Below are 24,836 nucleotides of genomic sequence, written 5' to 3' on the forward strand. Positions count from 1 at the left end.
GGGCCTACGAGCTGCCGCCCGCTCCGCCCTGCGCGGCCAGAAAATCTGCGACCGCCTCCGCGGCGCGCTGCAGATGCTGCGCGTGGCTGAAGCCGGAGGCCTTGAGCGGCTTGAGGTCGTGATCGGCCGCCTCCAGCCAGAGCAGGCGGATGGCCGGCGCCAGCGCATAGCCGGCCACCCGCTCGCGGTTGCCCAGGGCGTCGCGTTCGCCCTGCACGATCAGGGTCGGCGTCCGCAGGCCGGCCAGGTGCTCGACCCGCGGCCGCTCCGGCTTGCCGGCGGCATGGAAGGGGTAGCCCAGGCAGACCAGCCCGGCCGCCCCCAGTTCGTCGGCCAGCAGGCTGGCCATGCGCCCGCCCATCGACTTGCCGCCGATCGCCCAGGCGCCCGGTTCGCGTGCGTTCACCGCACGCCAGACCGCGCGCCAGCAGTCGAGCAGTTGGGCCTGAGGATTGGGCGGGCGCTTGCCGCCGCCCTGGCGGCGGCTGGCCATGTAGGGGAACTCGAAGCGCACCACGCGCACGCCCAGCTCGCCCAGGCGCGCGGCCATCTCGTGCATGAACGGACTGTCCATCGGCGCCCCCGCGCCATGGGCCAGGATCAGGTGCCCACGGGCGCCGGTGACCGGGCCGGAGCACAAAAGTTCGGAATTTTCCATGCAAAAGACCTCACGCCCCCTAGGGCCTTGATTTGTATCAACATCTATCCGAGGCAGTTTATCCATGCTGATGCTGATCTTTTTCCGATCAAGCCCATTAGTCGTGGAACCTCGAAAATGAGCACAGAAAACACAAGGACTGCTTATAACTACAAGGTGGTCCGCCAGTTCGCCGTCATGACGGTGATCTGGGGGATCGTCGGCATGGCGGCTGGCGTCTTCATCGCCGCGCAACTGGTCTGGCCGGGTCTGAACTTCGACCTGCCGTGGACCAGCTTCGGTCGCCTGCGACCGTTGCACACCAACGCGGTGATCTTCGCGTTCGGCGGTTGCGCCCTGTTCGCCACCTCGTTCTATTCGGTGCAGCGCACCTGCCAGACCCGCCTGTTCGGTGGTCCGCTGGCCAGCTTCGTGTTCTGGGGCTGGCAGCTGGTGATTCTGCTCGCCGCCATCACCCTGCCGCTGGGCTACACCTCCTCCAAGGAGTACGCCGAGCTGGAGTGGCCGATCGACATCCTGATCGCCGTGGTGTGGGTCGCCTACGCGGTGGTGTTCTTCGGCACCGTCATGCAGCGCAAGACCAAGCACATCTACGTGGGCAACTGGTTCTTCGGCGCCTTCATCCTGGTGACGGCGATGCTGCACATCGTCAACAACCTGGAGCTGCCGGTCGGCCTGCTGAAGTCCTACTCGCTGTACAGCGGCGCCACCGACGCCATGGTGCAGTGGTGGTACGGCCACAACGCCGTGGGCTTCTTCCTGACCACCGGCTTCCTCGGCATGATGTACTACTTCGTGCCCAAGCAGGCCGAGCGTCCGGTGTACTCCTACCGCCTGTCCATCGTGCACTTCTGGGCGCTGATCACCCTGTACATCTGGGCCGGTCCGCACCACCTGCACTACACCGCCCTGCCGGACTGGGCCCAGTCCCTCGGCATGGTGATGTCGGTGATCCTCCTCGCTCCGAGCTGGGGCGGCATGATCAACGGCATGATGACCCTCTCCGGGGCCTGGCACAAACTGCGCCATGACCCGATCCTGCGCTTCCTGGTGGTCTCCCTCGCCTTCTACGGCATGTCCACCTTCGAAGGCCCGATGATGGCCATCAAGACCGTCAACGCCCTGTCCCACTACACCGACTGGACCATCGGCCACGTGCATGCCGGCGCCCTCGGCTGGGTCGCCATGGTGTCCATCGGCTCGCTGTACCACCTGATCCCGAAGGTGTTCGGCCGCAATGAAATGCACAGCATCGCCCTGATCAACACCCACTTCTGGCTGGCCACCATCGGCACCGTGCTGTACATCGCCTCCATGTGGGTCAACGGCATCACCCAGGGCCTGATGTGGCGCGCGGTCAACGAGGACGGCACCCTGACCTACTCCTTCGTCGAGGCGCTGGAAGCCAGCCACCCGGGCTTCCTGGTGCGCATGATCGGCGGCGCCTTCTTCCTCTTCGGCATGGTGCTGATGGCCTACAACGTGTGGCGCACCGTTCGCGTCGCCAAGGCCGCTGAAATGAGCGCTGCCGAGCAGTTCGTGGTTCAAGGAGCCCACTGATGAACAAGCACGAAATCATCGAGAAGAACATTGGCCTGATGGCGCTGCTGATGGTGCTCGCCGTCAGCATCGGCGGCCTGACCCAGATCGTGCCGCTGTTCTTCCAGGACGTGGTCAACGAGCCGGTGGAAGGCATGAAGCCCTACACCGCGCTGCAGCTGGAAGGCCGCGACATCTACATCAAGGAAGGCTGCGTCAGTTGCCACTCGCAGATGGTCCGTCCGTTCCGCGCCGAAACCGAGCGCTACGGCCACTACTCGGTCGCCGGCGAGAGCGTCTGGGATCACCCGTTCCTGTGGGGCTCCAAGCGTACCGGTCCGGACCTGGCCCGCGTCGGCGGCCGCTACTCCGACGACTGGCATCGCGCCCACCTGTACAACCCGCGCAACGTGGTGCCGGAATCGAAGATGCCCTCCTACCCCTGGCTGGTGGAGCACAAGCTGACCGGCTCGGACACCGCCGCCAAGATGCAGGCCATGCGCACCCTGGGCGTGCCGTACCGATGCCGACATCGCCGGCGCCCGCGACGCGGTCAAGGGCAAGACCGAAATGGACGCGCTGGTCGCGTACCTGCAGGTCCTCGGCACCAGCCTCAAGAACAAGCGCTGATGCGCGGCCTCAGCCAGGAGTAATCATCCATGACAGGCTTTTGGAGTATCTACGTCAGCATCCTCACCATCGGTACCCTGGTGGTGCTGTGGTGGCTGATCTTCGCGACCCGCAAGGGCCAGCGCCCCGACACCACCGACCAGACCATGGGTCACTCGTTCGACGGCATCGAGGAGTACGACAACCCGCTGCCGCGCTGGTGGTTCCTGCTGTTCATCGGCACCCTGATCTTCGGCGCCGTCTACCTGGCCCTCTACCCGGGCCTGGGCAACTGGAAGGGCGTCCTGCCGGGTTACGAGAACGGCTGGACCCAGGTCAACCAGTGGCAGCGCGAGATGGACCGCGCCGACGCCGAGTACGGCCCGCTGTTCGCCAAGTACGCCGCCATGCCGGTGGCCGAGGTGGCCAAGGATGAGCAGGCCCTGAAGATGGGCGCGCGCCTGTTCGCCTCCAACTGCTCGGTGTGCCACGGCTCCGACGCCAAGGGCAGCTACGGCTTCCCCAACCTGACCGACGCCCACTGGCGCTGGGGCGGCGAGGCCGACACCATCAAGACCTCGATCCTCGGCGGCCGTCACGGCATCATGCCGGCCTGGGCCGCGGTCATCGGCGAGGATGGCGTGAAGAACGTCGCCGCCTACGTGCGCAGCGAGCTGGCCGGCCTGAAACTGCCGGAAGGCCACGGTGCCGACGTCGCCGCCGGCCAGAAGATCTTCGCCACCAACTGCGTCGCCTGCCACGGCCCGCAGGGCAAGGGTACTCCGGCCATGGGCGCCCCGGACCTGACCGCCAGCGCCGGCTGGCTGTACGGCTCGAGCCTGACCCAGCTGCAGCAGACCATCCGCCTCGGCCGCCAGGGCCAGATGCCGGCCCAGCAACCCTACCTGGGCAACGACAAGGTGCATCTGCTGGCTGCCTACGTGTACAGCCTGTCGCAACAGTCCGCCAAGTAAGACCGGGGGCGCGCCGCGCAATGCGGCGCGCCCTTCTCCTCGCCGCCCTTCCCCCCCCCCTTCTCGAAGCCCCTCGCCACGCGCGACCAAGTGTCGCACCTATCCCGAAGTTTCCTTCACAGCCTCGGCGCCGAGGGCTAAGCTCTCCCCCCAGTCGCACGCCGTTACAAAAACAACGCGACAGCACCCTTGCGGCGTCTTTCGAGACTCCGTTCTGCGCCACAGTGACGACGACAACATGGCGGGAGACGGCCTTTTTCTCCGGCGCGCAATCCCTTGCACGACAAGAGGTTGCGTTGCAATGGCTACCTCCTTTCTCCATACTTGCCGCCGTTTTTTGTCCCGAAAGTCCATAACCGTGGAACCCCTGCAATGAGTACAGCAATCAGTCCGACTGCTTATAACTACAAGGTGGTCCGCCAGTTCGCCGTCATGACGGTAATCTGGGGGTCATTGGGATGGGTCTGGGTGTGCTGATCGCCGCCCAGCTCGTCTGGCCGAGCCTGAACTTCGACCTGCCGTGGACCAGCTTCGGTCGCCTGCGTCCGTTGCACACCAACGCGGTGATCTTCGCGTTCGGCGGCTGCGCCCTGTTCGCCACCTCCTACTATGTAGTGCAGCGCACCAACCAGGCACGCCTGTTCAGCGACACCCTCGCCGCCTTCACCTTCTGGGGCTGGCAAGCCGTGATCGTGCTCGCCGTGATCACCCTGCCGCAGGGCTTCACCTCCTCCAAGGAGTACGCCGAGCTGGAGTGGCCGATCGACATCCTGCTGGCGATCGTCTGGGTTTCCTACGCGGTGGTGTTCTTCGGGACCATCCTCAAGCGCCAGACCAAGCACATCTACGTGGGCAACTGGTTCTTCGGCGCCTTCATCCTGGTGACGGCGATGCTGCACATCGTCAACAACATGGAGATCCCGGTCACCCTGTTCAAGTCCTACTCGCTGTACAGCGGCGCCACCGACGCCATGGTGCAGTGGTGGTACGGCCACAACGCGGTGGGCTTCTTCCTGACCACCGGCTTCCTCGGCATGATGTACTACTTCGTGCCCAAGCAGGCCGAGCGTCCGGTGTACTCCTACCGCCTGTCCATCGTGCACTTCTGGGCGCTGATCACCCTGTACATCTGGGCCGGTCCGCACCACCTGCACTACACCGCCCTGCCGGACTGGGCCCAGTCCCTCGGCATGGTGATGTCGGTGATCCTGCTGGCGCCGTCCTGGGGCGGCATGATCAACGGCATGATGACCCTCTCCGGGGCCTGGCACAAACTGCGCCATGACCCGATCCTGCGCTTCCTGGTGGTCTCCCTCGCCTTCTACGGCATGTCCACCTTCGAAGGCCCGATGATGGCCATCAAGACCGTCAACGCCCTGTCCCACTACACCGACTGGACCATCGGCCACGTGCATGCCGGCGCCCTCGGCTGGGTCGCCATGGTGTCCATCGGCTCGCTGTACCACCTGCTGCCGAAGGTGTTCGGCCGCAAGGAAATGCACAGCATCGGCCTGATCAACGCCCACTTCTGGCTGGCCACCATCGGCACCGTGCTGTACATCGCCTCCATGTGGGTCAACGGCATCACCCAGGGCCTGATGTGGCGCGCGGTCAACGAGGACGGCACCCTGACCTACTCCTTCGTCGAGGCGCTGGAAGCCAGCCACCCGGGCTTCCTGGTGCGCATGATCGGCGGCGCCTTCTTCCTGACCGGCATGCTGCTGATGGCCTACAACACCTGGCGCACCGTGCGCGTGGCCAAGGCCGCTGAAATGGCCGCCGCCGAGAAGTTCGTGGTTCAAGGAGCCCACTGATGAAGAATCATGACATTGTCGAGAAGAACATCGGCCTGATGGCGCTGCTGATGGTCATCGCCGTCAGCATCGGCGGCCTGACCCAGATCGTGCCGCTGTTCTTCCAGGACGTGGTCAACGAGCCGGTGGAAGGCATGAAGCCCTACACCGCGCTGCAACTGGAAGGCCGCGACATCTACATCAGGGAAGGCTGCGTCGGCTGCCACTCGCAGATGGTCCGTCCGTTCCGCGCCGAAACCGAGCGCTACGGCCACTACTCGGTCGCCGGCGAGAGCGTCTGGGATCACCCGTTCCTGTGGGGCTCCAAGCGTACCGGTCCGGACCTGGCCCGCGTCGGCGGCCGCTACTCCGACGACTGGCACCGCGCCCACCTGTACAACCCGCGCAACGTGGTGCCGGAGTCGAAGATGCCCTCCTACCCCTGGCTGGTGGAGCACAAGCTGACCGGCAAGGACACCGCCGCCAAGCTGCAGGCCATGCGTACCCTGGGCGTGCCGTACACCGAGGAAGACATCGCCGGTGCCCGCGACGCGGTCAAGGGCAAGACCGAAATGGACGCGCTGGTCGCGTACCTGCAGGTCCTCGGCACCAGCATCAAGAACAAACGGTAACGCACCATGGATATCGGGACTCTGCGTGGACTGGGCACAGCCATCGTACTGATCGCCTTCGTGGGCCTGCTGCTCTGGGTCTTCAGCGGCAGGCGCAAGAAGAGCTTCGACGAAGCGGCCAATCTGCCGTTCGCCGATGAGCCCAAATCCGAAAAGCGTGAAGAAGAAGCTTCTAGGAGTAAGCACGAATGACCAGTTTCTGGAATTGGTACGTCACCGTACTCAGCCTCGGCACCATAGTGGCGCTGACCTGGCTGCTGTTCGCGACCCGCAAGGGCCAGCGTCAGGACACCACCGATCAGACCGTGGGCCACAGCTTCGACGGCATCGAGGAGTACGACAACCCGCTGCCCAAGTGGTGGTTCCTGCTGTTCGTCGGCACCGTGATCTTCGCCCTCGGCTACCTGGTGCTCTACCCGGGCCTGGGCAACTGGAAGGGCGTCCTGCCGGGCTATGAGAACGGCTGGACCGGCGTCAACCAGTGGAAGAAGGAAATGGACCGCGCCGACGCCGAGTACGGCCCGCTGTTCGCCAAGTACGCCGCCATGCCGGTGGCCGAGGTGGCCAAGGATGAGCAGGCCCTGAAGATGGGCGCGCGTCTGTTCGCCTCCAACTGCTCGGTGTGCCACGGCTCCGACGCCAAGGGCAGCTACGGCTTCCCCAACCTGACCGACGCCCACTGGCGCTGGGGCGGCGAGGCCGACACCATCAAGACCTCGATCCTCGGCGGCCGTCACGGCATCATGCCGGCCTGGGCCGCGGTCATCGGCGAGGATGGCGTGAAGAACGTCGCCGCCTACGTGCGCAGCGAGCTGGCCGGCCTGAAACTGCCGGAAGGCCACGGTGCCGACGTCGCCGCCGGCCAGAAGATCTTCGCCACCAACTGCGTCGCCTGCCACGGCCCGCAGGGCAAGGGTACTCCGGCCATGGGCGCCCCGGACCTGACCGCCAGCGCCGGCTGGCTGTACGGCTCGAGCCTGACCCAGCTGCAGCAGACCATCCGCCTCGGCCGCCAGGGCCAGATGCCGGCGCAGCAGGAGCTGCTCGGCAACGACAAGGTGCACCTGCTGGCTGCCTACGTGTACAGCCTGTCGCAGAAGTAAGCGCCAGGGTCGTAACCGACAACGCCGCCCCCCGGCCTCCGGAGGGCGGTGTTTTTCATTGCGCGCGAATCACAAAAACCACGCCAACGCGATACCCCACCAGGTATCGCGCGACGACCCGTCGCATGCAGCCCGTCGCCATTAGGCGTACCATTGCACCCATGGTGAACAGCCCCCGTGGCCATGTACCGCGAGGCACCTCTCCTCCTCCAGCCGTGGTAGAGACCGATGAGCGACAAGATTCCCGTACAGGATGTAACCCCCGCCCCTGTCAAGAAAGGCGAAAGCGTGGACCTCTACGCCAAGCGCGAGATGATCTACACCAAGTCCTTCACCGGGCTGTTCCGCAACATCCGCCTGGTCAGTGGCGCCTTCCTGTTCCTGATGTTCTTCGGCACCGCCTGGCTCAACTGGGGCGATCGCCAGGCCGTCTGGTGGAACCTGCCGGAGCGCAAGTTCTACATCTTCGGCGCCACCTTCTGGCCGCAGGACTTCATGCTGCTGTCCTGGCTGCTGATCATCTGCGCCTTCGGCCTGTTCTTCATCACCGTGTTCGCCGGCCGCGTCTGGTGCGGCTACACCTGCCCGCAGAGCGTGTGGACCTGGGTGTTCATGTGGGCGGAGAAGGTCACCGAAGGTGACCGCAACCAGCGCATGAAGCTCGACAAGCAGCCGATGAGCGCCGAGAAGTTCCTGCGCAAGACCGCCAAGCACGCCATCTGGCTGGGCGTGGCCCTGCTCACCGCGCTGACCTTCGTCGGCTACTTCACCCCGATCCGCCAGCTGGTGGTAGATCTCGCCACCTTCAACCTCGAGGGCTGGGCGCTGTTCTGGGTCGGTTTCTTCACCCTGGCCACCTACGGCAACGCCGGCTGGCTGCGCGAGCAGGTGTGCATCCACATGTGCCCCTACTCGCGCTTCCAGAGCGTGATGTTCGACAAGGACACCCTGATCGTCTCCTACGATGCCAACCGCGGTGAGAGGCGCGGCCCGCGCAAGAAGGATGCCGACTACAAGGCCCAGGGCCTCGGCGACTGCATCGACTGCAAGATGTGCGTGCACGTCTGCCCGACCGGCATCGACATCCGCAACGGCCTGCAGATCGCCTGCATCGGCTGCGCCGCCTGCGTCGACGCCTGCGACAGCATCATGGACAAGATGGGTTATCCGCGCGGCCTGGTCGGCTACACCACCGAACACAACCTCAACGGCCACAAGACCCATATCGTCCGCCCCCGCCTGATCGGCTACGCCATCGCCCTGCTGATCATGATGGGCGCCTTCGGTACCGCCCTGCTGATGCGCCCGCTGGCCGAGCTGGACGTGCTCAAGGACCGCGTGCTCTATCGCGAGAACGAGGAAGGCCGCATCGAGAACGTCTACACCCTGCGGATCATGAACAAGGACCAGCGCGAGCACGTCTACACCATCGGCGTCGAGGGGCTCGACGGCCTGGCCCTGGAAGGCAGCCGTGAGGTGCGCGCCGCCGCCGGCGAGGTGCTGTCGGTACCGATCGAGCTGTCCATCGATCCGGAAAAGCTGCCTTCCACCACCAACGAGATTCTCTTTACAATCCAGGCCGCCGATCTTCCCGGCAAGACCTTCGACGCCGAAAGCCGCTTCATCGGCCCGCGCGTCCGCTGACAGTAGAGAGAGAGCATGCAGCAGCCCGAGATCACCAGTCGCTGGTACAAGCAGTTCTGGGCCTGGTTCGTCATCGCCATCCTGGCCATCGCCGTGGTGCTGGGGGTGACCCTGGTGGTGGTATCCGTACGTACCGCCGACACCCTGGTGGCCGACAACTACTACGACGTCGGCAAGGGCATCAACCAGTCGCTCGAGCGCGAGCAACTGGCCAAGCGCCTGGGCATGCAGGCCGGCCTGACCCTCGACGAGCAGGCCGGCAGCGCCGAGCTGCGCCTGAGCGGCATCAGCCAGCCGGCGCAGCTGGTGCTCAACCTGATCTCGCCGACCCAGCCGGAGCGCGACCGCCGCGTCATTCTCCAGCCGGTGGTCGGCGAGGCCGGGCTGTACCGCGGCCAGATGCAGGACGCGGTCAGCGGCCGCCGCTTCGTCGAGCTGATCGGCAGCGAGGGCGGTAAGGACTGGCGCCTGTTCGACGAATTCGTCTTGGAAGACGGCCGTCCGATCCAGCTCGCGCCCTGATCGCCGCGGCATGACCACGCCCCTGCCCTGCTTCCACTGCGGGCTGCCGGTTCCCGACGGCAGCCCCTACCACACCCACGTGCTCGGCGAATCGCGGGCCATGTGCTGCCCGGGCTGCCAGGCGGTGGCCGAGGCCATCGTCGCCGGCGGTCTGGAAAGCTACTATCGCCACCGCAGCGAAACCGCCGCCAACCCCGAGGCGCTGCCCAAGGCCCTGAGCGACGAACTGGCCCTCTATGACCGTGCCGACGTGCAGCAGGGCCTGGTCCAGCACAACGGCGAACAGGCGCAGACCTGCCTGCTGATCGAGGGCATCAGCTGCGCCGCCTGCGGCTGGCTGATCGAGCACCACCTGAAGAAGCTGCCCGGCGTCAGCGAGGCCAGCCTCAACCTGTCCAACCAGCGCCTGCAGGTACGCTGGGATGACGCCCGCCTGCCGCTCAGCCAGCTGCTCGCCGAGCTGCGCCGGATCGGCTATGCCGCGCACCCCTACCAGGCCGACGCAGCCGCCGAGCAGATGCAGCGGGAGAATCGCCGAGCCATGCGCCAGCTCGGCGTCGCCGGCCTGCTGTGGATGCAGGTGATGATGGCCTCGATGGCCACCTGGCCGGAGTTCAACCTCGACCTCAGCCACAGCTTCGACCGCATCCTGCGCTGGACCAGCCTGTTCCTCACCACACCGATCGTCTTCTACTGCTGCGGGCAGTTCTTCCGCGGCGCCCTGCGCGACCTGCGCACCCGCCACCTGACCATGGACGTCTCGGTATCGCTGGCCATCGGCGGCGCCTACGTCGCCGGCCTGTGGGCCACCGTCAGCGGCGAGGGCGAGCTGTACTTCGACGCCGTCGGCATGTTCGCCCTGTTCCTGCTCGCCGGCCGCTACCTGGAGCGCCGCGCCCGCGAGCGCACCGCCCAGGTCACCGCCCAACTGGTCAACCTGCTGCCGGCCTCCTGCCTGCGCCTGGACGACCAGGAGCAGAGCCAGCGCATCCTGCTCAGCGAGCTGCAACTCGGTGACCGCGTGCTGGTGCCGCCCGGCGCGGTGATCCCGGCCGACGCCACCATCCTCGCCGGCCAGTCGAGCATCGACGAGTCGCTGCTCACCGGCGAATACCTGCCGCAGCCGCGCGGCGTCGGCCAGCGCGTCACCGGCGGCACCCTCAACGTCGAGGGGCCGCTGACCCTGCAGGTCGAGGCGCTCGGCGACGACACCCGCCTGTCCGCCATCGTCCGCCTGCTCGAGCGCGCCCAGGCCGACAAGCCGCGCCTGGCGCAGCTGGCCGACAAGGTGGCGCAGTGGTTCCTGGTCATCGTGCTGCTCACCGCCGCCGTGGTCGGCGCAGTCTGGTGGCAGATCGACAGCGAGCGGGCGTTCTGGATCGTCCTCGCCCTGCTGGTCGCCACCTGCCCCTGCGCCCTGTCGCTGGCCACCCCCACCGCGCTGACCACCGCCACCGGCAGCCTGCACCAGCTCGGCCTGCTGGTGACCCGCGGCCACGTGCTGGAAAGCCTCAACCAGATCGACACCCTGATCGTCGACAAGACCGGCACCCTCACCGAAGGCCGCCTGACCCTGCGCGAGGTGCGCCCGCTCGGCGCCCTCGACAGCCAGGCCTGCCTGGGCCTGGCCGCCGCTCTGGAAAACCGCTCCGAGCATCCCATCGCCCGCGCCTTCGGCCGCGCCCCGCTGGCTGCCGAGGAAGTGCACAGCGAGCCCGGCAAGGGCCTCGACGGGCGGGTCGACGGCCGTTGCCTGCGCATCGGCGAGCCGGTCTTCGTCAGCCAGCTGGCCGGCCAGACGCCGCCGGCCATGCCGGCCGAACCGGGCCAGTGGCTGCTGCTCGGCGACCAGCAGGGACCGCTGGCCTGGCTGCGCCTCGACGACCGCCTGCGCGGCGACGCCCGCGCGCTGGTCGACGCCGCCCGCGCCCGCGGCTGGCAGGTGCTGCTGCTGTCCGGCGACAGCTCGCCGATGGTCGCCAGCGTCGCCGCCGAACTGGGCATCGACGACGCCCGCGGCGGCCTCACTCCGGACGCCAAGCTCGCCGTGCTGCGCGAGCTGCACCAGCAGGGACGCCGCGTGCTGATGCTCGGCGACGGCGTCAACGATGTGCCGGTACTGGCCGGCTCCGACATCAGCGTGGCCATGGGCAGCGCCACCGACCTGGCCAAGACCAGCGCCGATGCCGTGCTGCTGTCCAACCGCCTGGCCAGCCTGGTGCAGGCCCTGGACGTCGCGCGCCGCACCCGTCGCATCATCGTCGAGAACCTCGCCTGGGCCTGCCTGTACAATGGCCTGATCCTGCCGTTCGCCGCCCTCGGCTGGATCACCCCCGGCTGGGCGGCCATCGGCATGTCGGCCAGCTCGCTGGTGGTGGTGCTCAATGCCCTGCGCCTGAGCCGGGTGAAAGCCGGCAGCCGGCCGGTCGCCGCCGCCACCGGCCACGCCCCCGCGGTCCTGGCCGACGCCAGCAGCCACCCCTGACCCGGAGGTTCCCATGTCCGCCCTCTACCTGCTGATCCCGGTCGCCGTGGTGCTGGTCGCCCTGGCCATCTGGATGTTCTTCTGGGCCGTCGACAACGGCCAGTACGACGACCTCGACAGCCCGGCGCACAGCATCCTGTTCGACGACGAAGATCCCCAGCACCAGGCCGGCATCGACGAAGCCAGCTCCGGCCACGGCGATGGCAAACGCGGCGACGGGGAGCCGCCGCGTGGCTGAACTGCTGCCCCTGCTGGTCTCGGCCCTGGTCCTCGGCCTGCTCGGCGGCGGGCACTGCATCGGCATGTGCGGCGGTCTGATGGGCGCGCTGACCATGGCCATCCCCGCCGAGCAGCGGCCGCGCCGCCTGCAGCTGCTGCTGGCCTACAACCTGGGGCGCATCGCCTCCTACGGCCTCGCCGGGCTGCTGCTCGGCACCGCCGGCTGGGCGCTGGCCAGCGGCCCGGCGGCGACCGTGCTGCGCGCGCTCGCCGGCCTGCTGCTGATCGCCATGGGCCTGTACCTGGCCGGCTGGTGGGGCGGCCTGACCCGCATCGAAGGCGCCGGCCGCCTGCTCTGGCGCCACATAGAACCGCTGGCCCGCCGCCTGCTGCCGGTACGCGACGCACGACGCGCCCTGCTGCTCGGCGGCCTGTGGGGCTGGCTGCCCTGCGGCCTGGTCTACAGCACACTGCTGTGGGCCGCCAGCCAGGGCGACGCCCTCGACAGCGCCCTGCTGATGCTGGCCTTCGGCCTCGGCACCCTGCCGGTGCTGCTGGCCACCGGACTGGCCGCCGAGCGGCTGACCGCCCTGCTGCGCCGCCGCGGCGTGCGCATCGCCGGCGGAATGCTGGTGATCCTGTTCGGCCTGTGGACCCTGCCCGGCCCGCACCAGGACTGGCTGATGGGCCACGGCGGCGGCCACGCCAGCCTGCAAGGCGCACACTGAAGCGGTTGATGCAAGTCAACACCCCCCCGCAGCCCGGACTCTAGACTGCAAAGCACGTCTGATAATCCGAGACAACCGCATGCTCGACGCCATCCGCTGGGATACCGATCTGATCCGCCGTTACGATCTGGCCGGGCCGCGGTATACCTCTTACCCGACCGCCGTGCAGTTCCACGACGGCATCGGTCCCTTCGACCTGCTCCACGCCCTGCGCGACAGCGCCCAGGCCAGACGCGCGCTGTCGCTGTACGTGCACGTGCCGTTCTGCGCCCACATCTGCTACTACTGCGCCTGCAACAAGGTCATCACCAAGGACCGCGGGCGCAGCGCACCCTACCTGCAGCGCCTGCTGCGCGAGGCGGAACTGATCAGTCGCCACCTCTCGCCCGACCAGCTGGTCGAGCAGCTGCATTTCGGCGGCGGCACGCCGACCTACCTCAGCCACGACGAGCTGCGCCAGCTGATGACCGGCCTGCGCCAGCACTTCCACCTGCTGGACGACGACACCGGCGACTACAGCATAGAGATCGACCCGCGCGAGGCCGACTGGGCGACCATGGGCCTGCTGCGCGACATCGGTTTCAACCGCGTCAGTCTCGGCGTGCAGGACTTCGACCCGGCCGTGCAGCGCGCGGTCAACCGCCTGCAGAGCGTCGAGGAAACCCGCGCCATCGTCGAGGCCGCCCACACCCTGCAGTTCCGCTCGGTCAACATCGACCTGATCTACGGCCTGCCGCTGCAGACCCCCGAGTCCTTCGCCAGGACCGTCGAGGAAGTCATCGCCCTGCAGCCCGATCGCCTGTCGGTGTTCAACTACGCGCACCTGCCCGAGCGCTTCATGCCGCAACGGCGGATCAACGCCGCGGACCTGCCCAGCCCCGGCGCCAAGCTGGAGATGCTGCAGCGCACCATCGAGCAACTGACGGCCGCCGGCTATCGCTACATCGGCATGGACCACTTCGCCCTGCCCGACGACGAACTGGCCATCGCCCAGGAGGAAGGCAGCCTGCAGCGCAACTTCCAAGGCTACACCACCCACGGCCACTGCGACCTGATCGGCCTCGGTGTGTCGTCGATCAGCCAGATCGGCGACCTCTACTGCCAGAACAGCAGCGACATCGCCGACTACCAGAGCACCCTCGACTCCAACCAGCTCGCCACCCGCCGCGGCCTGCACTGCACCAGCGACGACCGCATCCGCCGCGCGGTGATCCAGCAGCTGATCTGCCACTTCCGGCTCGACTTCGCCGAGATCGAGGAGCAGTTCAACATCGACTTCCGCGGCTACTTCAACGACGTCTGGCCAAGCCTGCAGCGTGTCGCCGAGGACGGCCTGATCCAGCTGGACACCCGGGGCATCGACATCACCGCGGCCGGCCGGCTGCTGGTGCGCTCGGTGTGCATGCTGTTCGACCGCTACCTGCCGATGCTCGACACCCAGCGCTTCTCCCGCGTCATCTGAGCCAAATGGTCGCGGCGGCACACTGGCAGCCTCCGGCTGGCTGGGGTAACCTTGCCCAACTTTCTGTTGTATTAGGTAAGGATTCGCCATGACTGCCGGCCAAGACACCATCAAGGCACGCAACCTGCCGCAGGCGCACTGCAAGGAATGCAGCCTCGCCCCGCTGTGCCTGCCGCTGTCCCTCAATCTCGAGGACATGGACGCGCTGGACAACATCGTCAAGCGCGGCCGGCCGCTGAAGAAGGGCGAGTTCCTGTTCCGCCAGGGTGACAGCTTCAATTCGGTGTTCGCCGTGCGCACCGGCGCGCTGAAGACCTTCAGCGTCACCGACGGCGGCGAGGAGCAGATCACCGGCTTCCACCTGCCCAGCGAGCTGGTCGGCATGTCGGGGATGGATGGCATGGCCTACCCGGTGTCGGCCCAGGCGCTGGAAACCACCTCGCTGTGCGAGATCCCCTTCGAGAAGCTCGACGAGCTGTCGGTACAACTGCCGCAGCTGCGCCGCCAGCTGATGCGCATGATGAGCCGCGAGATCCGCGACGACCAGCAGATGATGCTCCTGCTGTCGAAGAAGACCGCCGACGAGCGCATCGCCACCTTCCTGGTCAACCTCTCCGCACGCTTCCGCGCCCGCGGCTACTCGGCCAACCAGTTCCGCCTGGCCATGTCGCGCAGCGAGATCGGCAACTATCTGGGTCTGGCCGTGGAAACCGTGTCGCGGGTGTTCACCCGCTTCCAGCAGAACGGCCTGCTGCTGGCCGAAGGCAAGGAAGTGCAGATCCTCGACTCGGTCGAGCTGTGCAGTCTGGCCGGCGGCCGCCTGGAAGGCTGAGCCACACGGCAGCACGCAAAGAACAACGCCCGCTCCGGCAAGCCGCAGCGGGCGTTGTGCATTTCCGGTGGCTTACAGGCCGATCGGCCGGCGCCCCGCCATGGCATGCGCCAGGGTACCGCCATCGACCAGCTCCAGCTCGCCACCCAGCGGCACGCCATGGGCGATGCGCGACAGCACCAGGCCGCGTGGCGCCAGCAGCTGCGCGATGTAGTGGGCCGTGGCCTCGCCCTCGACCGTCGGGTTGGTCGCCAGGATCACCTCCCTGAACGCGCCGGCGGCGACGCGCGCCTCCAGCTCGGGAATGCCGATGGCTTCCGGCCCCAGACCGTCCAGTGGTGACAGGTGGCCCTTGAGCACGAAGTAGCGCCCGCGATAGCCGGTCTGCTCCACGGCGAACACGTCCAGCGGCCCCTCCACCACGCAGAGCAGCTCGTCGTCACGGCGCGGATCGCTGCACTGCGGGCACAGCTCGTCCTCGCTCAGCGTGCGGCACTGCCGGCAATGACCGACCCCCTCCATCGCCCGGCTCAGCGCCTGGGCCAGGCGCAGGCCGCCGCTGCGGTCGCGCTCGAGCAGGTGCAGCGCCATGCGCTGGGCGGTCTTCTGACCGACGCCCGGCAGGATGCGCAGGGCGTCGATCAACTGGCGGATCAGGGGGCTGAAACTCATCGGGACCTATCCGTCAGAACGGCATCTTGAAGCCGGGCGGCAGCTGCATGCCGGAGGTCATGCCCGCCATCTTCTCCTGGTTGTTCTGCTCGATCTTGCGCACGGCGTCGTTCACCGCCGCGGCGATCAGATCCTCGAGGATCTCCTTGTCTTCCTGCATCAGGCTGTCGTCCAGGGAGACGCGCTTGACGTCGTGGCGACCGGTCATCACCACGCTCACCAGGCCGGCACCGGACTGGCCGGTCACCTCGGCGTTGGCCAGCTCCTCCTGCATCTTCTGCATCTTTTCCTGCATCTGCTGGGCCTGCTTCATCAGCGCGGCCATGCCACCTTTCATCATGGGATCACCTCAATTGTCCAGGGGTACTATGGTGCCGTCGCGGATCACCGCGGCGAACTGGTCCATCATCTGCCGAACCAGCGGGTCGGCATGGATCGACGCCTCGGCCGCGCGCTGGCGTTCGGCGCGCGCTCGGGCGGCGGCCTGAGCCGGGGTTTCCTGCTCGGGCCGGACGATATCGATCTGCAGGGTCAACGGTCGACCATGATAGCCGCTCAGCGCATCGGTCAGGCGGCGCTGCTGACCGGCGTTGAACAGCGCGCTCTGCCCCGGGTCCAGGTGCAGGTGCCAGCGGTCGCCGTCCTTCGCCACCAGGCTGCAGTTGGCCGCGATGCTGGCGGTCATGCCCGCCAGCCCCAGCCGCGGGAACAGTTCCAGCCACTCGGCGGCCAGGCCGGTGGCCGGCCGGGCCGCAGGCAACACCTCCTCGGCCGGCTCGGGCTCCAGCGGCTCGTGCACATCGACCGGCTGCATGCTTTCCAGATAGGCATAGGCATCGATGTCGATCGACTCGTAGTCGTCGCCCTCGTCCGCAGGCTCCTCGTCGGCGACAGGGCCGGCGGGTGCCGCCGGCGCAGCCTCGGTGCGCTCCGCGGGAGCCGGCGGGCGGCCGGCCGGTTCGGGACGTGCGGGCGGCTGCGCCGGGCGCTCGGTGGGCACCGGCGGCTGCACCGCAGCCCGGCGTACCGGCGGGACACTCTCGGCAGGCGGCAGGTCCCAGGGCACGTCCACCGGCTCGGCCCTGACGGCCCGGGCCTGCTCCGCAGCGCTCGCCCGCGGCGCGACCGGCTCTTCGGCGAGTGGCACCATGCGTGGTGCAGCTGCCTCAGCCACCGGAGCCGCCGCGGAATCGGTGGTGGCTTCACCGATCCCCGGCGTCTTTAGCGTTGTCGTCGGCGCCGCCGCCGCATCGGCCGGGCGGAACGCCAGCATGCGCAGCAGCACCATCTCGAAGCCGCTGCGCGGATCGGGGGCCAGCGGCAGGTCGCGGCGGCCGATCAGGCCCATCTGGTAATAGAACTGCACGTCCTCGGCAGGCAGCGCAGCGGCCAGCGCCAGCACCCGCTCGCGGTCGCCCTGACCATTGTCCACCGCATCCGGCAGCACCTGGGCGATGGCCACCCGGTGCAGCACGTTGAGCATCTCGGCCAGCACGCCGGCCCAGTCGGGGCCCTGCTCGGCCAGCTGGCGCACCGCCTCGAGCAGCGCGCGGGCATCGCCGGCCAGCAGAGCCTGCAGCACGCCGTAGACCTGACCATGGTCGAGGGTGCCGAGCATGGCGCGCACGTCGGCGGCCAGCACCTTGCCCTCGCCGAAGGCGATCGCCTGGTCGGTGAGGCTCATGGCATCGCGCATCGAGCCGTCGGCGGCGCGACCGAGCAGCCACAGCGCATCCGCCTCGAAGGGAATCTGCTCGACGCTGAGCACGTGGGTCAGGTGCTCGACCACCCGCTCCGGCGGCATGTTCTTCAGGGAGAACTGCAGGCAGCGCGACAGGATGGTGACCGGCAGCTTCTGCGGGTCGGTGGTGGCGAGCAGGAACTTGACGTGCGGCGGCGGCTCCTCGAGGGTCTTGAGCAGCGCGTTGAACGAGTGCGTGGACAGCATGTGCACTTCGTCGATCAGGTAGACCTTGTAGCGCCCGCGGGTCGGCGCGTACTGCACGTTGTCGAGCAGCTCGCGGGTATCCTCGACCTTGGTGCGGCTGGCGGCGTCGACCTCGATCAGGTCGACGAAACGGCCCTCGTCGATCTCCCGGCACACCGAGCACTGCCCGCACGGGGTCGAGCTGACGCCCTGCTCGCAGTTCAGGCACTTGGCGAGAATGCGCGCGATGGTGGTCTTGCCCACCCCGCGGGTGCCGGTGAACAGATAGGCGTGGTGCAGGCGCTGGTTGTCCAGCGCATTGATCAGGGCCTTGAGCACATGGGTCTGGCCGACCATTTCACGGAACGAGCGCGGACGCCACTTGCGGGCAAGGACCTGGTAACTCATCGAATCGGTTCGCTACTGCTGTGTTGAGCGTGGGTCACCATGCTAGCGAAGCGCGGGGCAAATTGCACTGACGAGGGCCGAGCGGCCGGGCAATTGCACTCCCCGGCCAGCCGGGAGACGAATGCAGTGCGCCCCCTGCGAACGCACGCCAGGCGCAAACCCCAGCCGTCAAGCCTGCCTCCGACAGCCCATTGACCGCGCCAGCGGCGGAGCGATAACCTCCGCCACCTCCCGATTCCCACGCCACCGGACACACCAACGGCCCGGCCGCCCAGCTGCAGCCGGACGCCAGGTGCTTCGCTGCATTTGCCGGAATAAATCAAACAATTAGCGGCAAGGAGATCTGACGCCCACGAATATCAATAACTTAATAATCATCAGAACAATAACAAGCTAATAAATACAGGATCGGCAGCTATCCCTGTCGGCCCCACAGACTCCAGGAGAACAGCTCCACAAGAGCCCGCTTCCCCTGACCGAGGTTCCTCCCCATGTTTTTCTCCCTGAAAGCCCGCATCCAGCTCACCAGCCTGGCCATCATCGCCCTAGCGATGACCCTGGTATCCGTGGTCAGCTATTTCACTATCAAGTCCCACTACGAGGATACGATCAAAAGCAACCTTGATGCCGTCATCAAGAGCAACGTCGACAACATCGAGCACTGGGTGAGTTCCAGCATCACCATGGTCGAGGCCGCCCGCAGCCGCATGCGCGAAGCGGACCAGCTCCCAGCGCTGCTGCAACTGGCCGAATCCGGCGGTTTCGCCATGGCCTACATGGCCAGGACCGACGGCAGCCTCATCAGCAGCGACGGCTGGCAGCCCGGCAGCGACTACGATCCGCGCCAGCGCATCTGGTACCAGGAGGCCGTCAAGGCCGGCAGGACCGTGCTGACCATGCCCTACACCGACATCAACACCGGCGCACTGGTGGTCACCATCGCGACCCCGGTGACGCAGGATGGCCAGTTGCGCGGCGTCCTCGCCGGCGACATCACCCTGGCCAGCATCATCGCCAGCGTCGCGGCGATCCGCCCGACCCCGGAGAGCTTCGCGTTCCTGAGCCGCAAGGGCGAAACACTGATCGCCCACCCCGACGCCAAGCTGTCCCTGCAGCCGGTCACCATCCTGAATCCGCTCCTGACCCCGCAACTCCTCGCTGCCGCGACCCGGGACGACCACTGGCAGCAGATGGAACTCGGCGGTCGCAGCAGGCTGCTGCGCGTGACACCGATCGCCGGCAGCGAATGGGAGCTGGGCGTCGCCCTTGACAGCCACGAGGCGACCAGCGGCCTGCGCGCCATCATCCAGTCCTCGCTGGCAACCCTGCTGATCGTCACCCTGAGCGCCGCCGTCCTGCTCGGCCTGTGGCTCAAGCGCGCCTTCGTCGGCCTGATCCACGCCCGCGACGCCATGGAAAACATCGCCAGCGGCACCGGAGACCTCACCCGGCGCCTGCCCGTCAGCGGGCGCGACGAAGTGGCCCAGATCGCCGGCGCATTCAACCGCTTCGTCGGCAAGGTCGAGCAGGTGCTCATCGACATCCGCGACAGCAGCGAATCGATCCGCCTGGCCTCCGACGAGATCGCCCAGGGCAGCCAGGACCTCTCCGCGCGCACCGAATCCACCGCCGCCAACCTGCAGGAAGCCTCGGCCTCGATGGAGCAGCTCACCGGCACGGTAGGCCTCACAGCGGAATCCTCGCAGCAGGCCAGCCAGCTGTCCCAGGGAGCGACCCGGGTCGCCTCGCAGGGCAGCGAAGTCGTCGCGCAGATGGTCCAGACCATGGGCGACATCGATGCCGCCTCGCAGCAGATCGCCGAGATCGTCAGCGTCGTCGACGGCATCGCCCTGCAGACCAACCTGCTGGCGCTCAATGCCTCGGTCGAAGCCGCCCGCGCCGGCGAGCAGGGCCGCGGCTTCGCCGTAGTCGCCAGCGAGGTGCGCCAGCTGGCCAGTCGCAGCGCCGCCGCCGCACAGCAGATCCGCCAGCTGATCGACGCCTCGGCCGACAAGACGCGCAACGGCGCGGGGCTGGCGCAGAACGTCGGCGAAAGCATGGAGCGGGTCGTGGCCAGCGTAGACCAGGTCGCCGGGGTACTCGGCGAGATCAGTGCAGCCACCCGCGAGCAGAGTCAGGGCATCGCCCAGGTCAACCTCGCCGTCGCCGAGCTGGACCGCATGACCCAGCAGAACGCCCTGCTGGCCGGCGAGTCCACGGCCGCCGCCGCCCACCTGCGCGAACAGGCACGCCGCCTGAGCCTTTCCGTAGGGGCATTCAAGCTGTCCGGCGCCGCGCCCGAGCCCGCCCCGCTGCGCTCGACTCCGCAGCAGCAGGAGGAGGAAGCCGTGTTCCTGTGACCTGTGCGCCTGGCGGATAGCGCCAGGCGCACAGGCCCGCGACGTGGCGCCTGAAACCGTCAGGCGCCGCGCTTCGGCCTGGCGCACCCGGCAGCGCAGCCAGCAAGCGCAGGCGAAACGGTCGTGCCACAAACCGGCGGACAGGGGCCGTCCGCAGACGCCATGAGCAAACGGTGGCGCATGGCAATGCAGGACGAGAGGGACAGACGGGAAAGGTGCGTCAACCGCCACCAGGGGCGATCACGTCAAATCGGAGCGTAGGCTGGCCTGCGGAAAAGGCCGGGGAGAAAAGCTGCAGAGGGGCAGAAATGGAGGTGGCCCCACCAGCCACACCCCGGCACACGATGTCACCGCTACGGCTGCTCCCTTCCGGGCCTGACCGGGTTTACGGCTGATCGTTGCGGGGGGACCGATGGAGCCACCATAACGTACCCGCCAGTCGGCGAGCCGCGCCATTGTAGCGAGTCGCGCGCAAGTTACAACCCGGCAAGCGAAAAACTCTGCGCCACGATCTGGCGGCCGGGCGGATCGCCATTACCTGCAGCGGGTCTGACCTGCATCAATATGCAAAGTGGATCACAAAACAAGCGCATTGAATTATCATCGCACCGCAAGATTCGCCGTTCTCGCCCCCCAGGCGACCGACAACGCCTCGGCAGCCGATCCCTTGCCTGAGCAGAGCCCCCAGCGCGACCGAGAGCCCAAGGAATGCAGGACAACAAGAAAACCACCCTCCGCGGCTGGATGTGGCGTGCTTTCGTGCAGAGCGCACTGATTCCGCTGGTCCTGGTGGAGACCGTGCTGATCGCCGCCTACCTGCTGACCAACAGCTCGATTCGCGAGGCACAGATCGAGCACCTGCGCGAAACCGCGCTGGGCGATCTGAAGACCGCCGCCCAGCAGGAAGCGCACCTGGTCAGCGAGCGGCTGGCCGCCATCGCCAAGCTCACCGACGTCTACCGCCACCAGATCGACAGCGTCCTGCGCGCGCCGGGCTACCTGGTCGACGAAGCGGAGCGCCAGCGCCACACCCGCACCGAGGATGGCGTGCTCTATACCCGCACCGACGACGGCCGGGCCGCCTCCTTCTACGCCAACAGCACCCCGCCCGAACGCCAGGACCTCGAACGCGTCCTGCGCCTGGCCCAGCTCGACCCGCTGATGAAGAGCCTGCACAGCGCCAATCCGCTGATCGCCTCCATCTACTTCAACACCTGGGACAGCTACAACCGGATCTACCCGTGGTTCCACACCCCGTCGCAGTATCCCCACGACATGGTGATCCCCAACTACAACTTCTACTACCTCGCCGACACGCGTCACAACCCGCAGCGCAAGGTGGTGTGGACCGACATCTACGTCGATCCCGCCGGCCAGGGCTGGATGATGTCGACCCTCGCACCGGTCTACCGGGGCGACTTCCTCGAAGGCGTCGCCGGCCTCGACATCACCGTCGACACCATCCTGCGCGAGATCGCCGGCCTGCAGGTGGCCTGGAACGGCTATGCGCTGCTGGCCAGCGGCGAACTCAACATCATGGCCCTGCCACCCCAGGGCGAGCGGGACCTCGCCCTCGCCGAGCTGACCAGCCACTCCTACGACGAGGCCATCCGCAAGGAGATCTTCAAGCCGGCCGACTTCAACCTCGGCAAGCGCCCGGACACCCTTGCCCTGGCACGCGCCATCAGCCGCGCCCAGACCGGCATCGAGGCTCTCGTGCTGGACGGCAAACCCAAGCTGGCGGCCTGGGCGACCATCCCGGAAACCGGCTGGAAGCTGATCACCGTGGTCGACGAGGCCGAGGTGTTCAGCAAGACCAACACCCTCGCCGAACGCTACCAGCAGATCGGCTACCTGCTGATCGCCGGGCTGGTGCTGTTCTACCTGCTGTTCTTCGCGGTCATGTGGCTGCGCTCGCGCCAGCTGGTCGACCAGCTGCAGCAGCCGATCGACGGCGTCACCGGCATGATGGCGCAGATCGGCCAGGGCAACTGGAGCCCCGAGCGCGCCCAGTCGAGCATCGCCGAGCTCGACCGGATGGCCAGCGCCGCCGCCGTCATGGGCGAGCAGCTCGCCCGCAGCGAAGCCACCCGCCGGCAGGCCCAGGAGCAGCTCGCCCTGGTTCTCGACTCGACCACCGACAGCGTCTGGGAGATCGACCTGGACCAGCGGCGCATCCACATCGAGGGCCGCTTCCTGGAGCGCTTCGGGCTGGGCGAGCCGGACATGGCGCTGGAGGCCTTCTACGCCCTGGTCCACCCCGACGACCTCGAGGCGGTGGTGGTCTGCCACGAACATCCCGAGCAGCACCCCAGCGACAACTACACCATCGAATTCCGCTTCGCCGACGCCTGCGGCATCTACCACTGGCTGCTCAGCCGCGGCCGGGCGATCGCCATCGATGTCGAAGGCCGGGCGCAGCGTCTGGTCGGCACCCACGTCGACATCGATGCCCTCAAGGCCACACAGGAGGCCCTCAGCCAGGCCAGCCAGCAGGCCCAGGCCGCCAACGTGGCCAAGACCCGCTTCCTGTCGAGCATGAGCCACGAGCTGCGCACGCCGCTCAACGCCGTGCAGGGCTTCGCCCAGATGATCCAGCTCGAACTGCTCGAGCGTCCCGAGGAAACCGGCCTGCAGCAGTATGCCGGCGAAATCCTCGCCGCCAGCAGCCACCTGTGCCTGCTGGTCGACGACATCCTCGACCTGGCGCACATCGAGGCGGAAAAGACCAGCGTCAGCCTGGAAACCGTCGATGCCCGGCAGATCATGAGCGAGTGCATCGAGCTGATCCGCCCGCAGACTCGCGAGCAGCACCTGCAGCTGGAAAGCCACCTGCCCGAAGGCTGCCTGCTGGTGCGTGCCGAGCCGCGGCGCCTGCGGCAGATCCTGCTCAACCTGCTGAGCAATGCAGTGAAGTACAACCGTCCCAACGGCCTCATCTCGCTCAGCTACAAGACCACCCCCACCAGCCTGCGCCTGATCGTCGAGGACACCGGCCTCGGCATCGACGCGGACAAGCAGGCGCTGCTGTTCAAGCCGTTCCAGCGCCTCGGTCACGAGAACAGCACCATCAAGGGCACCGGCATCGGCCTGGTGCTGAGCCGCGAGCTGGCCGAACTGATGCACGGCCGGCTCGGCTTCAGCAGCGAGTCCGGCATCGGCAGCACCTTCTGGATCGAGCTGCCGTTCAATCCGGCGATGCAGCGCGGCAGCGCCGGCCAGCAGCGCGCCACCCCCACGCCGCGCCTGCGCATCCTCTACGTCGAGGACAACCGCGCCAGCCAGATGCTGGTGCAGAAGGCCCTCGCCGACCTGGGCGAGGTGGAGGTGATGGAGAACGGCCTGGAAGCCCTGCACTGGATCACCGAGAACCCTCCGGAACTGCTGCTGCTCGACATCGACCTCCCCGGCCTGCAGGGCGACAGCCTGCTGCGCAGCCTGCGTCGCAACGCGCGCACCAGCGAACTGCCGGTGATCGTCATCAGCGCCGGAGCCCTGCCCGAGGACTTCGCCCAGGTCAGCGACCTCGACGTCATCAGCTACCTGACCAAGCCGCTGAAGATCCACGCCCTGCGCGAGGCGGTGCTTCGCGCCTGCAGCCCGCGCTGCGCCTCCGGCAGCGATGCATCGGCACCCGCCATCTGATCCGCGGCGCTGAGCGAGCGCCGCAGGTGCGTGCCTGCGGCGCCCGCCAGCCCTCGCTGCTCCGGGCAGCAGGGGCGGACGCCCCCTCCCTGCGGTGCGATACCCGCGCTGCGGACGCTCTCCCATATGTACCTGTCGCCGCGCCGACAGATAATCCGAAGTAATTTTCTACCAGAACATATAAATAGTCCGACGCATATATACCAGATCAACCAACTTGCAAGTCGAAAACCATAAAACCGCAAACCGGAATATACGAATATCCCGGTATTAATTTTCTACCAGCACAATTAGCAATCCTGCACAACAACAAGAACGACAAACAGGCGCGAACGGCCCGCACGGCCAAAGTGCCATGCAGGCTACAAACAAGAATTGAATGCAGGACTCCCGTCGGCGAACTTCGCCTGCACGCGGACGAGCGTCAAGGTGAAGCGTAAAGCCCCGCCGCAACCGCTCTGTAAAGCCACTTCCGGGAAACGCTAGGGACCTTGCCCACCCTCAAGCGATGCGTCCATACCCCACCCCTGTCACTCGAAAACCCTTCAACAAAACAACTTCCAGCACTTCATAAAGTAGACGCCGAGCGAACGCTCAACAAGTAACCAGACTGCCTTTACGAGT

The 24,836-nt window shown here is 67.2% G+C and carries 18 protein-coding genes, 1 other RNA gene and 3 pseudogenes; 17 read left to right on the forward strand and 5 right to left on the reverse strand.

What is annotated here, in order from left to right; genetic code table 11:
• Positions 1 to 4: 4 nt before the first annotated feature.
• Complete coding sequence (locus SK095_RS08155) at positions 5 to 658, reverse strand: alpha/beta family hydrolase (protein WP_320548519.1); 654 nt, start codon at positions 656 to 658, stop codon at positions 5 to 7.
• A 117-nt stretch (positions 659 to 775) separates the two neighbouring features.
• Between SK095_RS08155 and ccoN (SK095_RS08160) the strand changes: the two genes are divergently transcribed.
• From ccoN (SK095_RS08160) to fnr, 14 genes and pseudogenes are all read left to right on the forward strand, one after another.
• A complete protein-coding gene (gene ccoN, locus SK095_RS08160; RefSeq protein WP_320548520.1) occupies positions 776 to 2,218 on the forward strand; it encodes a cytochrome-c oxidase, cbb3-type subunit I in 1,443 nt (480 codons plus the stop codon).
• Positions 2,218 to 2,827 (forward strand): annotated as a pseudogene (gene ccoO / locus SK095_RS08165) (cytochrome-c oxidase, cbb3-type subunit II). The gene ccoN (SK095_RS08160) and the pseudogene ccoO (SK095_RS08165) overlap by 1 nt, the downstream one beginning before the upstream one ends.
• Before the next feature lie 29 nt (positions 2,828 to 2,856).
• Positions 2,857 to 3,780: a cytochrome-c oxidase, cbb3-type subunit III gene (gene ccoP / locus SK095_RS08170; RefSeq protein WP_320548521.1), complete on the forward strand. Its 924-nt coding sequence runs from the start codon at positions 2,857 to 2,859 to the stop codon at positions 3,778 to 3,780.
• A gap of 372 nt (positions 3,781 to 4,152) precedes the next feature.
• Positions 4,153 to 5,594, forward strand: a pseudogene (gene ccoN / locus SK095_RS08175) (cytochrome-c oxidase, cbb3-type subunit I).
• Complete coding sequence (ccoO, locus tag SK095_RS08180) at positions 5,594 to 6,205, forward strand: cytochrome-c oxidase, cbb3-type subunit II (protein WP_201486034.1); 612 nt, start codon at positions 5,594 to 5,596, stop codon at positions 6,203 to 6,205. The pseudogene ccoN (SK095_RS08175) and the gene ccoO (SK095_RS08180) overlap by 1 nt, the downstream one beginning before the upstream one ends.
• Before the next feature lie 6 nt (positions 6,206 to 6,211).
• Positions 6,212 to 6,397, forward strand: a complete 186-nt coding sequence (locus SK095_RS08185; protein ID WP_136491391.1) for a cbb3-type cytochrome oxidase subunit 3 — start codon at positions 6,212 to 6,214, stop codon at positions 6,395 to 6,397.
• Positions 6,394 to 7,308: a cytochrome-c oxidase, cbb3-type subunit III gene (ccoP, locus tag SK095_RS08190; protein ID WP_136491390.1), complete on the forward strand. Its 915-nt coding sequence runs from the start codon at positions 6,394 to 6,396 to the stop codon at positions 7,306 to 7,308. Before SK095_RS08185 ends, ccoP (SK095_RS08190) begins: the two co-directional genes overlap by 4 nt.
• Before the next feature lie 228 nt (positions 7,309 to 7,536).
• Positions 7,537 to 8,952, forward strand: a complete 1,416-nt coding sequence (gene ccoG / locus SK095_RS08195; RefSeq protein ID WP_136491389.1) for a cytochrome c oxidase accessory protein CcoG — start codon at positions 7,537 to 7,539, stop codon at positions 8,950 to 8,952.
• A 15-nt stretch (positions 8,953 to 8,967) separates the two neighbouring features.
• Complete coding sequence (locus SK095_RS08200) at positions 8,968 to 9,474, forward strand: FixH family protein (protein WP_320548522.1); 507 nt, start codon at positions 8,968 to 8,970, stop codon at positions 9,472 to 9,474.
• 10 nt (positions 9,475 to 9,484) lie between these two features.
• Positions 9,485 to 11,959, forward strand: coding sequence for a heavy metal translocating P-type ATPase (locus SK095_RS08205; protein WP_320548523.1), 2,475 nt, complete (start codon positions 9,485 to 9,487; stop codon positions 11,957 to 11,959).
• Between the two features lie 13 nt (positions 11,960 to 11,972).
• Entirely contained in the window at positions 11,973 to 12,197 is a 225-nt protein-coding gene (gene ccoS, locus SK095_RS08210; protein ID WP_136491386.1) for a cbb3-type cytochrome oxidase assembly protein CcoS, read from the forward strand.
• Positions 12,190 to 12,906 carry a sulfite exporter TauE/SafE family protein gene (locus SK095_RS08215; RefSeq protein WP_136491385.1) on the forward strand — a complete coding sequence of 239 codons (717 nt, stop codon included), beginning with the start codon at positions 12,190 to 12,192 and terminating at the stop codon, positions 12,904 to 12,906. The genes ccoS and SK095_RS08215 overlap by 8 nt, the downstream gene beginning before the upstream one ends.
• A 79-nt stretch (positions 12,907 to 12,985) precedes the next feature.
• Complete coding sequence (hemN, locus tag SK095_RS08220; protein ID WP_320548524.1) at positions 12,986 to 14,368, forward strand: oxygen-independent coproporphyrinogen III oxidase; 1,383 nt, start codon at positions 12,986 to 12,988, stop codon at positions 14,366 to 14,368.
• A gap of 88 nt (positions 14,369 to 14,456) precedes the next feature.
• A complete protein-coding gene (gene fnr, locus SK095_RS08225) occupies positions 14,457 to 15,200 on the forward strand; it encodes a fumarate/nitrate reduction transcriptional regulator Fnr (RefSeq protein WP_136491383.1) in 744 nt (247 codons plus the stop codon).
• A 72-nt stretch (positions 15,201 to 15,272) separates the two neighbouring features.
• On the opposite strand, the gene recR is transcribed toward fnr, so the two are convergent.
• The 3 genes from recR to dnaX are packed head-to-tail and all read right to left on the reverse strand — an operon-like array spanning position 15,273 to position 18,207.
• Positions 15,273 to 15,872, reverse strand: a complete 600-nt coding sequence (gene recR, locus SK095_RS08230; protein ID WP_136491382.1) for a recombination mediator RecR — start codon at positions 15,870 to 15,872, stop codon at positions 15,273 to 15,275.
• Positions 15,873 to 15,885: 13 nt separating this feature from the next.
• Positions 15,886 to 16,212, reverse strand: coding sequence for a YbaB/EbfC family nucleoid-associated protein (locus SK095_RS08235; RefSeq protein ID WP_136491381.1), 327 nt, complete (start codon positions 16,210 to 16,212; stop codon positions 15,886 to 15,888).
• A gap of 9 nt (positions 16,213 to 16,221) precedes the next feature.
• Positions 16,222 to 18,207 carry a DNA polymerase III subunit gamma/tau gene (dnaX, locus tag SK095_RS08240; protein ID WP_320548525.1) on the reverse strand — a complete coding sequence of 662 codons (1,986 nt, stop codon included), beginning with the start codon at positions 18,205 to 18,207 and terminating at the stop codon, positions 16,222 to 16,224.
• A 551-nt stretch (positions 18,208 to 18,758) separates the two neighbouring features.
• On the opposite strand from dnaX, the pseudogene SK095_RS21730 reads away from it, so the two are divergent.
• Both SK095_RS21730 and SK095_RS21735 read left to right on the forward strand, forming a co-directional pair.
• Positions 18,759 to 19,721 (forward strand): annotated as a pseudogene (locus SK095_RS21730) (cache domain-containing protein); the annotation flags it as partial.
• 15 nt (positions 19,722 to 19,736) lie between these two features.
• Positions 19,737 to 20,567 (forward strand): methyl-accepting chemotaxis protein, encoded by an 831-nt coding sequence (locus SK095_RS21735; RefSeq protein ID WP_414153886.1) that lies wholly within the window; start codon positions 19,737 to 19,739, stop codon positions 20,565 to 20,567.
• 318 nt (positions 20,568 to 20,885) lie between these two features.
• Here SK095_RS21735 and ffs read toward each other — a convergent pair.
• An RNA gene (gene ffs, locus SK095_RS08250) (signal recognition particle sRNA small type) lies at positions 20,886 to 20,982 on the reverse strand.
• A 293-nt stretch (positions 20,983 to 21,275) separates the two neighbouring features.
• Between ffs and SK095_RS08255 the strand changes: the two genes are divergently transcribed.
• Positions 21,276 to 24,212 carry an ATP-binding protein gene (locus tag SK095_RS08255; protein WP_320548527.1) on the forward strand — a complete coding sequence of 979 codons (2,937 nt, stop codon included), beginning with the start codon at positions 21,276 to 21,278 and terminating at the stop codon, positions 24,210 to 24,212.
• The last annotated feature ends 624 nt before the right edge of the window (positions 24,213 to 24,836 follow it).

Source organism: Pseudomonas sp. AN-1 (genome assembly GCF_034057115.1).
GTDB lineage: Bacteria > Pseudomonadota > Gammaproteobacteria > Pseudomonadales > Pseudomonadaceae > Geopseudomonas.